This window comes from Flagellimonas flava (assembly GCF_050617915.1).
GTDB lineage: Bacteria > Bacteroidota > Bacteroidia > Flavobacteriales > Flavobacteriaceae > Flagellimonas > Flagellimonas flava_A.
Genome location: NZ_JBODQE010000004.1, coordinates 232,859 through 249,491 on the forward strand (window position 1 = coordinate 232,859; position 16,633 = coordinate 249,491).

At 43.4% G+C, this 16,633-nt stretch carries 14 protein-coding genes; 10 read left to right on the forward strand and 4 right to left on the reverse strand.

Features of this window, described 5'->3' with window-relative positions; genetic code table 11:
- Positions 1-44 precede the first annotated feature (44 nt).
- Positions 45-932, reverse strand: a complete 888-nt coding sequence (locus ACRHOZ_RS12370; protein ID WP_431126062.1) for a LysR family transcriptional regulator — start codon at positions 930-932, stop codon at positions 45-47.
- Positions 933-1,009: 77 nt separating this feature from the next.
- Between ACRHOZ_RS12370 and hutH the strand changes: the two genes are divergently transcribed.
- From hutH to ACRHOZ_RS12420, 10 genes are all read left to right on the forward strand, one after another.
- Positions 1,010-2,587: a histidine ammonia-lyase gene (hutH, locus tag ACRHOZ_RS12375; RefSeq protein ID WP_431126064.1), complete on the forward strand. Its 1,578-nt coding sequence runs from the start codon at positions 1,010-1,012 to the stop codon at positions 2,585-2,587.
- A gap of 4 nt (positions 2,588-2,591) precedes the next feature.
- Complete coding sequence (gene hutI / locus ACRHOZ_RS12380) at positions 2,592-3,827, forward strand: imidazolonepropionase (RefSeq protein ID WP_431126066.1); 1,236 nt, start codon at positions 2,592-2,594, stop codon at positions 3,825-3,827.
- Between the two features lies 1 nt (position 3,828).
- Positions 3,829-5,838: a urocanate hydratase gene (locus ACRHOZ_RS12385; protein ID WP_431126365.1), complete on the forward strand. Its 2,010-nt coding sequence runs from the start codon at positions 3,829-3,831 to the stop codon at positions 5,836-5,838.
- Positions 5,839-5,842: 4 nt separating this feature from the next.
- Entirely contained in the window at positions 5,843-6,811 is a 969-nt protein-coding gene (gene hutG / locus ACRHOZ_RS12390; RefSeq protein WP_431126068.1) for a formimidoylglutamase, read from the forward strand.
- 581 nt (positions 6,812-7,392) lie between these two features.
- Entirely contained in the window at positions 7,393-7,620 is a 228-nt protein-coding gene (locus ACRHOZ_RS12395) for a hypothetical protein (RefSeq protein ID WP_420401973.1), read from the forward strand.
- 11 nt (positions 7,621-7,631) lie between these two features.
- Positions 7,632-7,913: a type II toxin-antitoxin system RelE/ParE family toxin gene (locus ACRHOZ_RS12400; protein WP_431126070.1), complete on the forward strand. Its 282-nt coding sequence runs from the start codon at positions 7,632-7,634 to the stop codon at positions 7,911-7,913.
- Positions 7,914-8,022: 109 nt separating this feature from the next.
- Positions 8,023-9,237, forward strand: coding sequence for a DNA polymerase IV (dinB, locus tag ACRHOZ_RS12405; protein WP_431126072.1), 1,215 nt, complete (start codon positions 8,023-8,025; stop codon positions 9,235-9,237).
- A 177-nt stretch (positions 9,238-9,414) separates the two neighbouring features.
- Entirely contained in the window at positions 9,415-12,423 is a 3,009-nt protein-coding gene (locus ACRHOZ_RS12410) for a DNA polymerase III subunit alpha (RefSeq protein WP_431126074.1), read from the forward strand.
- A gap of 36 nt (positions 12,424-12,459) precedes the next feature.
- Entirely contained in the window at positions 12,460-12,705 is a 246-nt protein-coding gene (locus ACRHOZ_RS12415) for a hypothetical protein (RefSeq protein ID WP_431126076.1), read from the forward strand.
- A complete protein-coding gene (locus ACRHOZ_RS12420) occupies positions 12,695-12,964 on the forward strand; it encodes a type II toxin-antitoxin system RelE/ParE family toxin (protein WP_431126078.1) in 270 nt (89 codons plus the stop codon). Before ACRHOZ_RS12415 ends, ACRHOZ_RS12420 begins: the two co-directional genes overlap by 11 nt.
- Position 12,965: 1 nt before the next feature.
- Here the strand turns inward: ACRHOZ_RS12420 and ACRHOZ_RS12425 are convergent, their stop codons facing one another.
- The 3 genes from ACRHOZ_RS12425 to ACRHOZ_RS12435 all read right to left on the reverse strand — a co-directional run bounded on the left by ACRHOZ_RS12425 (position 12,966) and on the right by ACRHOZ_RS12435 (position 16,502).
- Entirely contained in the window at positions 12,966-14,144 is a 1,179-nt protein-coding gene (locus ACRHOZ_RS12425; protein ID WP_431126080.1) for an acyl-CoA dehydrogenase family protein, read from the reverse strand.
- Between the two features lie 147 nt (positions 14,145-14,291).
- A complete protein-coding gene (locus tag ACRHOZ_RS12430; RefSeq protein WP_431126082.1) occupies positions 14,292-15,002 on the reverse strand; it encodes a tRNA1(Val) (adenine(37)-N6)-methyltransferase in 711 nt (236 codons plus the stop codon).
- 60 nt (positions 15,003-15,062) lie between these two features.
- A complete protein-coding gene (locus ACRHOZ_RS12435) occupies positions 15,063-16,502 on the reverse strand; it encodes a sulfatase family protein (RefSeq protein WP_431126084.1) in 1,440 nt (479 codons plus the stop codon).
- Positions 16,503-16,633 lie beyond the last annotated feature (131 nt).

The window sequence follows — 16,633 nt, forward strand, 5'->3', positions numbered from 1 at the left end:
ACAATTGTTTAGAGTTCCAAAGATAAGGCCTGTTCCGTTCCCTATTAATGTTTCATCAACAAATCCATACAATTTTGCAATGCCGGATTCCTATTGTCCTCCTTCCATACCATGGAAAGTACTGCTCGCTGTTTAATTCGTTTTAATTCAATGAACTTTACCTTCATCTGGAAGCCGTATTGCAAGGCCGTGGGAACAATGGCGATGCCCAATTTATTTTCCACCAACTTAAAAATAGTTTGCGCATGCACCGATTTATGCGAAACCTTGGGTGTAAACCCGGCATCCTCGCAAATGCTCAAAACGGTATCATAATATAGGGGGCTATAGTCTTGGGAAAACAAGATAAAATCATCTTCGGATACCTGTTTCATCCCTTTAAATTTTTTGGATTCCATGGGATGGTCCTCGGGAAGAACCAGTGAGAAAGTATCCTCAAACACAGGTCGCAATTTTAATCCCTTGGGTACCCTGGCCAAACGGACGAAGCCCAAATCAAGTCGGTCGTGTAAAATGGCATTGACCTGTGCCCTATTGGAAAGTTCCTCCAAACTGGTATGTATCAAGGGGAACTGCTTCTTTAAATCCAAAAGCAGGTTGGGCACCACATTTTGCATTGCGGATCCCAAAAATCCTATCCTGATTTCCCCCAAATGCCCCTCACCTATCAATTTTAGTTGTTTTTTGGTCTGTTCCAAGTGGTTCAACACAAACTCCACCTCTCCTTTTAAAAATGCTCCCGCAGGAGTCAATTGCACTTTTTTCTTATCCCGAATAAACAATTGGGTCTCCAAGATTTCTTCCATTTGCTTGATTTGCGTACTTAAACCAGGTTGGGAAATGAACAATTTTTCAGCCGCTTTTCTATAGTGGAGTTCTTCGGCCACAGCCAAAAAATAAATGAAATGTCGAAGTTCCAGTTGATAATTCATACTTATTAATTATTACAAAAATAAGTATTGGTAATTATTAAACATAGCTTTTACCTTTATCTGATAAAATTGAACACATGCAACTACCCAAAACATTTCATTTTGGTGAAGATCATTTAACAGCCAGCATTGCCTTGGGCCTAGCAGATGGTTCCATTCAAGGAGTGGTAACCGATCATTGCTTCGAAAAAATAAAAGCGAGCAGTCTTCGCGTACAAAACATAGTGGCAAGGGGTGACACCGTTTACGGAATAAACACGGGTTTTGGCCCTTTATGCAATACCAAGATTTCCAAGGAGGATACCAGAATCCTTCAATCCAATATCTTACAAAGTCACAGTGTGGGCGTTGGGCAACCCATTGCCCAGAAGTTGTCCAAACTCATGCTCATTCTAAAAATCCACGCCCTTTCCAAGGGATTTTCGGGAATTGCCGTAGCGACCATACAAAGAATGCTCTGGCATTTGGAAAACGATGCCATTCCCGTGGTTCCATCCCAGGGCTCTGTGGGAGCTTCAGGAGATTTGGCTCCACTTTCCCATCTTTTTCTCCCTTTGATCGGGCTGGGTAAAGTTGATTATGAAGGCAAGACCATTACCACGGACGAGCTCTTCAAAAAAACAGGATTAAAGCCTTTGGAACTTGGCCCAAAAGAAGGACTGGCATTGATCAATGGCACCCAATTTATAGCAGCCCATGCCGTTTTGGTCGTTCAAAAGTTGCAATATGCTTTGCGCCATGCGGATATTATTGGAGCCATGATGCTGGAAGGGCTTCAAGGTTCCATGAAACCTTTTCACGAAAAACTCCATGAGGTTCGTCCCTTTAAAGGAAATCAGCATGTAGCGGGCAGAATCCGAACGCTGCTTCAAGGTTCTGAAATTCTGGAAGATCATATCGATTGCGAAAGGGTTCAAGACCCGTACTCCCTGCGTTGCATCCCCCAAGTGCATGGGGCATCACGAAATGCATGGCTGCATTTAAAAGAATTATTGGAAGTAGAGTTGAATGCCGTGACAGACAACCCCGTGATCATAGATGATGAACTTACCATAAGCGGAGGTAATTTCCACGGACAACCTCTGGCCATGGCCCTGGATTATGCAGCTTTAGCCGCATCTGAATTGGGGAATATTTCTGACCGTCGAGTGTATTTGGCCCTTGAGGGAAACAGCCCCGGCGTTCCCAAATTGCTGATGGAAGATACAGGAATCAACTCGGGATATATGATCCTGCAGTACACCTCAGCAGCCTTGGCCAGTGAAAACAAGAGTCTGTGCTTTCCTGCCAGCGCTGATAGCATTCCAACCTCATTGGGGCAAGAAGACCATGTAAGTATGGGCTCCATTAGTGGTAGAAAAGCGCTGAACATCATTGAAAATGTGGAAAAAATATTGGCCATCGAATTGTTGACTGCAGCACAGGCCTTCGAATACAGAAAACCATTAAAATCTGGCATATTGCTGGATGAAATCCATAAGTTCGTAAGAACCAAGGTCTCCTTTGCTGAAAGCGACCGTGTCTTTGCAGATGACATTGAGCAGGGTATTCACATGATTCAAGAGGGTGAAATAATTGCTCTTGTGGAACATGTTATGGATTCTAAAAAATTAAAATGGAACACCCCCCACCAACACGAATTTGAAATTTATTGATCCCATGGACAAACCTTTATTGATAGGCCCATTTAGCCAGTTACTACCTATGACCAATCTGCCCTTAAAAGGCAGTTTGAAGGATGTCGATTTACCAATTATTAAAAATGGGGGCATTTTGGTTTCCGAAGGAAAAATCAAAGAGATTGGCGTTTATGAAGATTTGAAATCTCCAGACGTTGATCTGCACCTCATTGAAGGGCAATATGTCTGTCTCCCAGGGTTTGTGGACTCCCACACCCATATCTGCTTTGGGGGTTCCCGTGCCCGGGATTATGCCCTACGAAATGCCGGGGCATCCTATTTGGAGATTGCCAAGGCCGGAGGCGGCATTTGGGATACCGTGACCCAAACCCGCAAAGCCTCCCAAGAACAATTGGAAGTTGGCATTATAGATAGAAGCAAGTTTCATCTACAAAACGGAACCACCACCATTGAGGTAAAAAGCGGCTATGGTCTTTCTGTGGATGAGGAACTAAAAATGCTTCGAGCCATCAAAAATGCCAATGCAAAGACCTCTGCTGATTTGGTGGCCACATGTTTGGCCGCCCACATGAAACCCAAGGATTGGAATGGGGAAGTTGCCTATCTGGATGAAATCATTGCAAAATTGCTTCCTGCAATTAAAGCTGAAAATCTATCCCAACGAGTGGATGCCTTTATTGAGGAAAGTGCTTTTACCCCAGAAGAAATTGAAAGCTATTATGGACAAGCCCAAGAAATGGGTTTTGATATTACCGTTCATGCCGACCAGTTTACCACAGGGGGTAGTGAAGTTGCTATAAAGTTTGGTGCCATTAGCGCCGACCATTTAGAGGCCAGTACCGAAAAAGAAGTTCAACTGTTGGCAAAGAGCAATGTGATTGCAACCGCCTTGCCCGGGGCTTCCCTGGGACTGGGATGTGCCTATACCCCAGCTCGTAAAATTTTGGACGCTGGTGGCGCCTTGGCCATTGCCAGTGATCACAATCCAGGTTCAGCCCCCATGGGAGATTTACTTACCCAGGCCAGCATTCTGGGCACTTTTGAAAAATTGTCCAATACAGAGGTCTTGGCAGGAATCACCTTTAGGGCTGCGGCAGCCTTAAACCTATCCGACAGGGGAACTTTAGAATCTGGAAATCTAGCCGATTTTGTGGTATTCCCAACGGATAATTATCAAGAAATAACCTATCATCAGGGGCAATTGAAACCAGTTTCTGTCTGGAAAAATGGAAAACAAGTTTTTGAAAGAAATTAGTATGGAGCTTCAAGAATTCAAATCACAAATCCTTCAAGGAATCCCAGAGCAACTTCCTGCGCCAAAACCATATCCCAAAGGAGGGAACCCGGCTCCCAAAAGGAAGGATATTCTGACCGTGGAAGAGAAAAAATTGGCGGTTCAAAATGCCCTTCGCTATTTTCCAAAGGCGTGGCACCAAGAATTGTCCAAAGAATTTGCCGAGGAGCTCCAAACTTATGGCCGAATCTATATGCACCGCTTCAAACCGGAATATAGCATGTATGCCAGGCCTATTTCCGACTACCCGGCCAAATCCCGACAAGCTGCTGCGATCATGCTCATGATACAGAACAATTTGGATCCAGCTGTGGCACAACATCCAGAAGAATTGATTACCTATGGAGGGAATGGGGCCGTATTCCAAAACTGGGCACAATATCTGTTGACGATGCAATACTTGGCGGAAATGACCGAAGAACAGACCCTGCATATGTATTCCGGGCACCCTATGGGATTGTTCCCTTCTTCCAAGGAAGCACCAAGGGTAGTGGTCACCAATGGCATGATGATTCCCAACTATTCCCAACCCGATGATTGGGAGAAATTCAATGCACTGGGTGTTACCCAATACGGACAGATGACAGCAGGTTCCTATATGTATATTGGCCCGCAAGGCATTGTGCATGGAACTGCCATTACGGTGATGAACGCCTTTAGAAAAGTACTGAACAAGTCAGAATCTCCAGAAGGTAAAGTGTTTTTAACTGCTGGATTGGGAGGCATGAGTGGGGCACAACCCAAAGCAGGAAACATAGCTGGATGCATCACCGTCTGTGCCGAGGTAAATCCAGAAGCGGCCAAAAAAAGACACGAACAGGGCTGGGTGGATGAACTTTTGACCGATATTTCAGGGCTTATCCAAAGAACCCAAAAAGCCATTGCAAACAAAGAGGTGGTCTCCTTGGCCTATATTGGAAACATTGTAGAAGTCTGGGAGCAGTTTTTGGAAGCGGACATCTTTGTGCATTTGGGATCGGACCAAACTTCCCTTCATAACCCATGGGCAGGTGGTTATTATCCAGTTGGATTGTCTTTTGAAGAAGCCAACACGCTAATGGCTGAAAATCCATCTGCATTCAAGGATAAAGTTCAAGAATCCCTACGTAGACAGATCAATGCCATCAACAAGCACACAGCCAAAGGCACTTACTTCTTTGACTACGGAAATGCCTTTTTGCTGGAAGTATCCCGTGCCGGTGGAGAAGTAATGGCAGCAAACAATATCGACTTTAAATATCCCTCTTATGTCCAGGATATTTTGGGACCCATGTGTTTTGACTATGGTTTTGGGCCATTCCGATGGGTCTGTACTTCGGGAAATCCAAAGGATCTGCAAAAAACGGATGCTATTGCCTTGGAAGTAATGAAAGCCATAAAGTCCAAGGCGCCGGAAGAAATCCAACAGCAAATGCAGGACAACATTAAATGGATCGAGGAAGCGGAGCAGAACAAATTGGTGGTTGGTTCACAAGCCCGAATCCTATATGCTGATGCCGAAGGAAGGGCCAAAATAGCGGAAGCTTTTAACCAGGCTATTTCCGATGGGGACATTTCTGCGCCTGTGGTTTTGGGCAGGGATCATCACGATGTTAGTGGCACGGACTCCCCGTTTAGGGAAACCAGTAATATTTACGACGGCAGTAAATTCACTGCCGATATGGCCATTCACAATGTAATTGGCGATAGCTTTCGAGGAGCCACCTGGGTATCTATCCACAATGGTGGTGGTGTAGGCTGGGGCGAAGTAATGAACGGAGGATTTGGAATGGTATTGGATGGCTCCAAAGAAGCTTCAAGACGACTCAAAAACATGCTCTTCTACGATGTGAACAATGGCATATCCCGTAGGAGTTGGGCCAGGAACAAAGAAGCGCTTTTTGCCATCAAACGGGAAATGGAAAGAACCCCGAATTTGAAAGTAACTTTGCCCAATTTGGTAGAAACTGATATTTTGGACCATCTTTTCTGAGGTCATGAAAAATTATTCCAAACCCAAAACTGATAATTGGCAGGGACGCAAGAGCACCAAAAACCTCTACCTGCATGAAAAGGTGAAGTACGTTCCCCTGGAAGAGATTCCCGAGCCGCCAAAAAAATCAATAACCCTATTGGGTTATGCCTGTGATGAAGGGGTGAGTCGTAATCAGGGTCGGGTTGGAGCTGTAGATGGGCCAGATGTAATCAAAAACAGCCTGGGACGTTTTCCTAACCATTTGCCCAGCGCTGTACAACTATATGATGCTGGAAATATCACCTGTACCCAAGGGGATATGGAGGCTGCCCAAGCCAAATTGACATCTTCAGTGTGTTCGTTGTTGGACAAAAAGCAGTTTCCCATTATTTTGGGCGGAGGCCATGATGTAGCTTATGGACATTATCACGGAATCAAAAAACATTTGGATTCCAAAAAGGAGGGAAAGAGCATCGGCATTGTAAATTTTGATGCTCATTTTGATCTTCGTCAAAATACGCTGAACAACAACTCGGGCACGCCATTTTATCAAATTGCCCAGGAGTGCAAGGAGGAACATATCCGTTTTAATTACCTCTGCCTGGGAATTCGAAAAGACGCAAATGACCGCTCCCTATTTCAAACCGCCAAGGAACTGGATGTTACTTACGTGCTCACGGACACTTTCCAAATTCAATTTTTGGATGAAATCAATACGTGGATCAATGCGTTCATCAAAACAGTGGACAAGGTTTATGTTACTATTGATCTGGATGGGTTTTCGTCTGCCTTTGCTCCGGGAGTGAGTGCCCCCTCTCCTATGGGTTTTACCCCACATATTGTCTTGGAATGCCTTAAGACCATCAGTGCTTCGGGAAAATTGATCAGTGTGGATCTTGCCGAGATGAATCCCAAATATGATATTGATGGGCAAACGGCCAAATTAGCGGCTTCATTGATCCATCATATTATGGATTTGCAATTTCCTTAACGAGGTATTTTCTTTTCAGATTAAGGGATTCCGCCTTTTCGGCGGAATTAGTTCAGCTATAGTTTGCTATCCTCCCAATACGATTAAAGGGATTCCGCCTTTTCGGCGGAATTAGTTCAGCTATAGATTGCTATGCTCCCAATACGATTAAAGGGATTCCGCCTTTTCGGCGGAATTAGTTCGGCTATGGTTTGCTATGCTTCCAATACAATTAATTAGGGATTCCGCCTTCTCGGCGGAATTAGTTCAGCTATCAATTTCGGATGCGGCATAAAGCCTTTCCGAAATTGAGCTTCACTAACAAAAAAAGCCTTCCAAATGGAAAGCCTTTCATTGGCTAGCATTGTTTTAATGCTACAACCTGATTCCAATCCTATGACAGATTGAAATCCAACACAACGCGGCAAAGATAGGAATGATTTTTGAAAAACAACATAGAATTAAATAACCCTAATGATATATCGCATATGCAAAGCGGAAAACAGGTGGATTATATTGAATATACTTTTCATCAATATTATATCACTTGTATATCACATTGATATGTATTAGATTTGTGATATACCTCAATCCAAAATAAAATGAAAACAAAACAGGTTGCCCTCCGCTTTGATGAGGAATTGATTGAACTTGTTAGAGCAAAAGCAAAAGCACAAAGAAGAAGTCTCAATAATTATATTGAGTTTTTATTGTACAACGATGTTGGGAATATTCCCAATGAAGAAACCAAATCTGCCATTGAAGAGGCCAGGAACAGTGACAACCTAGATCCTATTGACGATTTGGACAAGTTCTTGGACGAGCTTTAACCACTATACCCATGTACCAATTAGTGCCTACGACCCAATTTAAAAAGGATTTAAAAAAGGTAAAGAACAACGATAAGGATTTTAAGCTGACCACAGCGGTACTCAAAGTACTACAATTAAAGGGAGTCAAAGGGATTCCCGCAAAAATGAAACCCCACAAGCTTTCCGGCAGATATAGTGATAATTGGGAATGCCATATTAAACCAGATTTACTGATTATCTGGATACAAATAGAATCTCCCAATATTATTAAGTTGGTTCGAATAGGTAGCCATTCAGACCTGTTCAAATAAAATAATTCTCAAAATTTCGAATTTTCTTTCTCTCCATTTTTGAATTATTTGGATTTATTCCATTTTTTAGGATTTATTCCATAAATTAGCTGTCCCTCTAAACTAAACAATGAAAAAGACCATTTTGCACATGGACTTAGATACCTTCTATGTCTCTGTGGAGCGCATTATCAATTCCGAGCTTAAAAATAAGCCCTTGCTGGTAGGTGGCACCAGTGACCGAGGCGTGGTGGCCGCATGCAGTTATGAAACCCGTGGATTTGGGGTGCACTCCGGTATGCCCATGAAAATGGCCAAGGAGCTTTGCCCAGAAGCCGTTGTAATTCGTGGTAATGCAGGAACCTACAGCAAATACTCCGATGTGGTAACGGAAATCATCAAAGAACATGTGCCACTTTTTGAAAAATCGAGCATTGATGAGTTCTACGCTGACCTCTCAGGCATGGATCGCTTTTTTGGTTGCTATAAATACGCTTCGGAAATGCGAAAAAAAATCATAAAAGAAACTGGATTACCTATTTCGTTTGGGCTTTCCGTAAACAAAGTGGTTTCCAAAGTAGCCACCAATGAGGCCAAACCCAACAATCAACTTAAAATAGATTTCGGCTTGGAAAAACCCTTCTTGGCACCGCTTTCCATCAAAAAAATCCCCATGGTGGGCGATAAAACCTATCAAACCCTTCGGAATTTGGGCATTCGGAAGGTAAAAACGGTACAGGAAATGCCCATGGACATTATGCAGCGGGTGTTGGGGGCCAATGGCAGGGTTATTTGGAAACGGGCCAATGGCGTGGACAACACTCCCGTAATTCCTTTTCATGATCGTAAATCGATTTCTACCGAGCGTACTTTTGACCGGGATACCATTGATGTTGTCAAACTTAAGGGCATTTTACTTGCCATGACGGAGAATCTGGCCTATCAATTACGGCGAGGCGATAAATTGACGGCCTGTATTGCCGTAAAAATCCGCTATTCCAATTTCAACACCTATTCCAAACAATTACGGATTCCGTATACCAGTGCCGACCATATCCTTATCCCAAAAATCTTGGAGCTGTTCAACACCCTGTACAGCAAAAGAATGTTGGTTCGATTGATTGGGATTCGATTTAGCCATTTGGTCTCGGGCAATTACCAAATCAATCTTTTTGAGGACACCGAAGAAGCCCTGAACCTATATCAAGCCATGGATTATGTACGAAACAGGTTTGGCGGTCGCAGTGTTATACGGGCCTCTGCCATGGGCGCAAAAACTATAGGCAGCATGCACAACCCTTTTAACGGGGAACCTCCAGTGGTATTGGCGCATAGAAAACAATGAAAAATGGAAAATGGAAAATCGAACATTTTTCGATAGTTCGATTACTCGATTGTTGGAATTTGGGATTTGGAGCTTGGGCAAAAGGTTGAATGTTGGGCCCTGAATTTTGAATGAAGGCCCATCCACAATTCAACATTAAAAATTGAACATTGAATATTGATAACTGATAATTGAACATTGTACCTAAACTGCCATACATATTACAGCATGCGTTACGGCACCTTCTCGGAGTTGGAACTTCTGGAACTTGCCCAACAGAACCATGTTACCCGCTTGGTGTTGACGGATATCAACAATACTTCTGCAGGGCTCAATTTTGTGAGGAAAGCTCCGGAATATGGAGTTACCCCCCTTTTGGGCATCGATTTCAGGAATGGCGCACAATCTTGTTTTTTGGGAATTGCCCAGAATAATAAAGGCTATCTGGAACTGAACAATTTTTTGTCCCGCCATCTTCACAACGAATTGGAAACCCCAGCTAGAGCCCCAGTTTTTGAAAATGCCTTTGTCATCTATCCGTTTGAACAGGTCTTGCTCAACGAGCTGGAAAATTTTAAAGAACATGAATTCGTTGGGGTTTCCATTCAGGATTTAAGACGGTTACCTTTTTCCAGATTGATTAAGCTCAAAAAAAAGTTGGTGGTGCAGCAACCTGTTACTTTTCGCAACAAGGCCGATTTTAATGCCCACCGTTTACTTAGGGCCATTGACAATAATGTACTCTTGAGCAAACTCCCCAAAGAGGAAGAGGCAAATGAAGAGGAAAAGATGTTTCCCGTTCAAAATCTGGCAGCCGTTTTTTCCGAATACCCCTTTATTTTAGAGAACACTGAAAAACTGCTTAATCGCTGTAGCATCCATTTCGATTTTTCCAAAGGCCGAAAACCCCAAAACCTCAACAGCTATTTGGGCAGCGTGGAAGAAGATGAAAAATTGATTGAAAAACTGTGTTATGAAGGCCTTCCTTATCGCTATAAAAAAGTAGATGCCTCCATCCAAAATCGATTGGACAAAGAGCTCAACCTTATTAAAAAAATGGGCTTTGTCTCTTATTTTTTAATCAATTGGGATATTGTTTCCGAAGCGCGTCGCAGAGGGTTCTATTATGTAGGTCGGGGTAGCGGGGCAAACAGTATTGTAGCTTATCTTCTCCGGATCACCGATGTGGATCCCATGGAACTGGACCTTTACTTTGAGCGCTTCATCAACCTATATAGAGCCAACCCGCCCGATTTTGACATCGATTTTTCTTGGCGGGACAGACCGGCCATGACCCAATATATTTTTGATCGCTTTGACCATGTGGCCCTCTTGGGAACCTATGTCACCTTTAAGGAACGGGGCGTTATTCGGGAATTGGGCAAAGTCTTTGGACTGCCCAAACAAGAAATTGATTTTTTGGTTACCGGAAGGTATAATCTTGACCAACTGGACAGCATGTCCCTACTTGTCTTGAAATATGGGAAACTCCTCAAGGACAAACCCAACTATTTGAGCATTCATGCAGGAGGGATTTTGATTAGCGAAAAGCCCTTGCACTGGTTTTCGGCCACTCATTTACCGCCCAAAGGATTTCCCACTACCCAATACGATATGGTCATTGCCGAAGATGTGGGGCTGTACAAATTTGATATTCTGGGACAACGCGGCTTAGGAAAAATCAAAGAGGCCCTGGAAATTGTGGCCTACAACCAGCCCAAAAAACATCAGGAGATTGACATTCATGATATCCAGGGTTTTAAAACCGATGACACCATAAATAATCTTATCAAAACCGCACAGTGCATGGGCTGTTTTTATGTGGAATCGCCCGCCATGCGGATGCTGTTGCGAAAGCTGGAAGTGGACAATTATTTGGGCTTGGTGGCCGCCAGTTCCATTATCCGTCCCGGGGTGGCCAAGAGCGGAATGATGCGGGAGTATATTTTGCGACACAGGAACGAGGGTCGCGCACAGGAAAAAGCCCATCCGGTGATGCTGGATATTATGCCCGACACCTATGGCGTAATGGTCTATCAAGAAGACGTAATCAAGGTGGCCCACTATTTTGCTGATTTAAATTTGGGTGAAGCCGACGTGCTCCGAAGAGGGATGAGCGGAAAATTCCGGTCGCGGGAAGAGTTCCAAAAAGTGAAGGATAAATTCATTTCCAACTGCAGAAAAAAAGGCTATACGGACACCCTCATTTTTGAAATATGGAACCAAGTGGCCAGTTTTGCCGGCTATGCCTTCGCCAAGGGGCATTCGGCTTCCTATGCTGTGGAGAGTTATCAAAGCCTTTTTCTACGGGCCTACTTCCCTCTCGAATACATGGTGGCCGTGCTCAATAATGGCGGTGGATTTTACCGTTCCGAATTTTACATTCACGATGCCCGCATGCTTGGAGCCACCATTCATGCTCCTTGCGTAAACAACAGCAATGCGGCCAACCGTATTCACGGCATCCATATTTACCTGGGGATGATGTACTTGCGGGATTTGGAAAGTCGGGTCGTGGAACGCATCATTAAAGAAAGAAGCTTGAACGGCCTTTTTGTTTCCCTCGAAGACTTTTTGGACCGGGTCATTATTTCAGTGGAACAGCTTTCCATCCTTATTCGGATTGATGCCTTTCGGTTTACGGGCATCAACAAGCATAAACTGCTTTGGAAGGCCCATTTGATGCTCTCCAAGAACGATCGCTTGGAACATCCCAAGCTCTTCCCGCCCCGACATCAAAAGTTTAAGATTCCCAAACTGTACACCACCAACTTGGAAACTGCCTTTGATCAATTGGAACTCCTGGGGTTTTGTCTATGCAGTCCGTTTGAGTTGTTGGCCGAGCCTCCCAAAAACAACAATGGTCAACGGGATTTGCATCGATATTTGAACAAACACATTGATATTTATGGGTATTTGGTCACCGTAAAAAATACCAACACCCACAGCGGTAAGCGGATGCATTTTGCCACGCTTGTAGACCAACACGGAGAGGTTTTTGACACCGTGCTCTTCCCTCCTGTTGCCGCCAAATACCATTTCAGGGGCAAAGGGATTTATCGCTTTTACGGAAAAGTGGTAAGTGAGTTTGGCTTTTTAAGTATTGAGGTCGTGAAAATGCAAAAACAGGATTACATCCCAGATCCCCGCTATGCAGACATGAAAACGAGCAAGAAACTACTAAAGCCTAAAGTTGTAAAAGGATAATCCTATATTTGTATATATAAAATATATACATATACCATGGAGAGGATTCGAAAATTAATTGATGTAGATGAGAATGCCCTTGTAATCTTAGAGGCAGAAGCAAAAAAACAAAAACGTTCCCTTAAAAGTTTTCTTGAATACACTTTGGAAGAAACTGCAAGGAGATTGGAATCCCCATCAGAGGAATACAAAGCTATGATGGACGACATGTTGACACGTGTCGCCGAAGGAAAAGTGGAGTATATTCCCATTGAGGAAATAGAGAAAAAATATGGTTTATAAAGTCCATATTTCCAAAGAAGCACAAATTGAATTGAGCTTTGCCGAATGTTTCTTTAGAGCGAAAAAATTAGAACAAATCTTTCTTCAAGATTTCAAAAAACAGCTTCAATTTTTAAAAACTACCCCAGAATCCTTCCAGGTCAAGTACAGAAGCGTTCGAATAGTACAGTTCGAACAATTTAACTACTCCATTCATTACATCATAAAAAACGATGAAGTGTTGATTCTACGAATATTGAACCAACGCCAGAATTATTAACCTATTTAAAAGCTGGATAACCTGTGATATCAGCTCCCGTAATCAACAAGTGAATATCGTGGGTACCTTCATAGGTAATCACACTTTCCAGGTTCATCATGTGGCGCATAATACTGTATTCCCCAGTAATACCCATTCCCCCTAAAACCTGTCGCGCTTCACGGGCAATCTTGATGGCCATATCCACATTGTTCCGTTTGGCCATGGAAATCTGGGCAGTGGTAGCCCTACCTTCATTCTTTAGTTGCCCCAATCGGAAGGCCAATAATTGCGCTTTGGTGATTTCGGTAATCATTTCAGCCAGTTTCTTCTGCTGCAGCTGCGTGGCCGCAATGGGCTTTCCAAACTGGACACGCTCCTTAGCATAGCGGAGTGCGGTATCATAGCAGTCCATGGCAGCACCAATGGCACCCCAAGCAATGCCATACCTAGCAGAGTCCAAACAACCCAGCGGGGCTCCCAAACCATTCTTGCCTGGCAGCAGGTTCTCTTTTGGAACTTTTACATTATCAAAAATCAATTCTCCTGTTGCAGAAGCACGTAACGACCATTTGTTATGCGTTTCCGGAGTGGAGAAACCTTCCATTCCCCTTTCTACAATAAGCCCATGAATTCTTCCTTCTTCATTTTTGGCCCATACCACAGCAACATCTGCAAATGGCGAATTGGAAATCCAGAGCTTGGCACCATTCAATAGGTAATGGTCGCCCATATCTTTGAACTTGGTCTCCATTCCACTGGGATTGGATCCATGATTGGGTTCTGTAAGTCCAAAACAGCCCATCCACTCACCTGTAGCAAGTTTGGGAAGATACTTTTTTCGTTGTTCTTCCGTTCCGTACGCAAAAATGGGATACATCACCAAAGAAGATTGCACAGAAGCCGTAGACCGCACTCCACTATCCCCTCTTTCTATTTCCTGCATGATCAGTCCATAACTGATTTGATCCAAACCAGCCCCTCCATATTCCTCAGGGATATAAGGCCCAAAAGCACCAATCTCTGCCAAGCCTCCAATAATTTCCTTTGGAAATTCAGCTTTTTGGGCGTACTCCTCAATAATGGGCGAGATATCTCTTTTTACCCATTGACGAGCCGCGTCGCGAACCAATAGGTGTTCTTCGGAAAATAGATCATCTAAATTGTAGTAATCCGGGGCTTCAAACAAATCAGGTTTCATTCAATATGATTTAGTATTACAGGCTTGCCTAAAAACATACATAAGCTACCTGGTCAAATAGATCCCGCAATAAATGCGGAATGACAAGACTCTCAAAAGAATCTTGTCAAATGTACTAACGAAATATAACTTTATACCATCCCATTGTTACATTTTTAGGTAAAAAGCTCCGGTCAAGGCAACATACTCTTCGGTGTATTCATGCCGTCCCCGTTCAATGGTCAATTCTTCCATCCTAAGTTGGGCTTCTCCAAGACCAAATTCCAGCAAACTTCGTTTGAAAGGAGCATTTGGATTTCCCCTTACGTGCAATGTACGCCTTGGATGTAATCCCAATGCGCTAGCCATATCCACAAACCGTTTTTCTTCCTTGAATGGGATTACCACAGAAAAAATACCCTCGGGAGACAACAATCGGGATACACCTTCCAAGAGTTCATCAAAGGGCAATGAAGTATTTTGCCTTGCCATATCCCTTGCCTCTGCACCACTGGTCACTTCTTCGGAATAAAATGGGGGATTGGATACAATCAAATCATATTTATCCTCAATTTCATCCACAAACTCATCCAGACCGGCATGATAACAAAAAAGTCTATCTGCCCAAGATGATGCTTCAAAATTTTCAACACATTGCTCATAAGCATCCTCATCCAATTCAATGGCATCTATAACCTCCGCCATTGAGCGTTGAGCCATTTGAAGGGCAATCAACCCCGTACCGGCACCGATATCCAAAATGGAATCCGGTTGGGCTTCCAAACTTGTCCAAGCTCCAAGCAATACCCCATCGGTGCCCACTTTCATGGCACAGCGGTCTTGATGGATAGTAAACTGTTTAAATTGAAATGGTTTCATTAAAATTCCAACCTACAAATTCCAAATTCCAAAAATGAACTCTTGTAATTTGGTGCTTTACTATTGGTTTATTTCATTCAACCTACCCGGTTCCCGAGTTTCTGAACCCTCAAGTCCAAGCAATGCATCTCCAAGTTTTTGGCGCATCCCATTGGCCATAAACTTGATTTCCGAAACAATTTCTGGATGCTCATCGGCTACGTTCTTGGTCTCACTAACATCGTTGACGACGTCGTACAACTCAATCTCCTCCATATCGATCATCCGGTAATCCCCGGGTTGACCGTCCTTCCCAGGTTCTTGTCCGTCCATGGTACGATAACGATGCGGGAAATACAACTTCCACTTGCCATAACGCACCCCGAACATTTCATTGACTCTATAATAAAAGAAATAGGCTTTTTGTGGACTGTCTTCACTTTCCCCAGTCAATAGCTTTACGGCACTTTTGCCATCAATAGTATTAGTAGGCAGATCTGCCCCTGTAAATTCAGCAATAGTAGGCAGAATATCTATAGCCATCATAGGAGCCTCTATGACTTTTCCCGCTTTCAATTTTTCTGGATATTTCATTATGAAAGGTTCGCGCTGCCCTCCTTCCCAGGCAGTACCTTTTCCCTCGCGAAGTGGTAAGGCACTTCCAGCATGGTTGCCATAAGAAAGCCAAGGCCCATTATCCGAAGTAAATATGACAATAGTGTTGTCTTCCAAACCGTTTTCCTTAAGTGCTTTATTGATTTCCCCAACAGACCAATCAATCTCCATGATCACGTCTCCGTACAGTCCCCGTTCTGATTTTCCCTTGAACTTTTCAGAAACAAACAAAGGAACATGAGGTTGCGGATGGGGCACATACAAAAAGAAGGGAGTATCCTTATTTCTTTTGATGAAATCCACGCTCCGCTCCGTAATTTGGGTAGTTAGTTGGGATTGTTCTGTGAGCGTATCGATTACCTTTTCATTTTCATATAAATGAAGATCAGGAAAGTTGAAAATTGGACCTTGCTGTGGATGATAAGGCCACATATCGTTGGAATAAGGTATACCAAACCACTCATCAAAACCATGACGCGTGGGCAAAAACATAGGGTGGTGTCCTAAATGCCATTTCCCAAAAATACCTGTTGCATATCCTTGTTCCTTGAGCATTTCCGCCAAGGTGGTTTCGGAAGCATTGATACCATGTGTATTGTCGGGACCCAAGGCATTATGTATACCAATTCGGTTGGGATAGCAGCCCGTTAAAATTCCGGCTCTGGACGCAGAACATACGGCTTGGGCAGCATAGTAATGGGTCAGTTGCAATCCCTCTGCTGCCATCTTATCTAGGTTAGGAGTCTCGATATCCGGCGAACCAAAAACTCCTACATCTTGATATCCTTGATCATCGGTAAAAATGAGGACTACATTGGGTGGAACTTTCTCTTTTTGTTCTTTGGATGGTTTTTCGGCACAGGAAACAAGGCACAATAGTGCAATGAGGAAAGAGTATCTGAACATGGTTTTGGTTGTTTGAGGTATAAATATAACTAAAACCAAATCCCTTTTAAACCCGATGAAAGAGTCCCATATCTTCTGGTGCCTTTATACAACCAACATTTGATTCCCAATTGACGCTTTGGACAAAATCA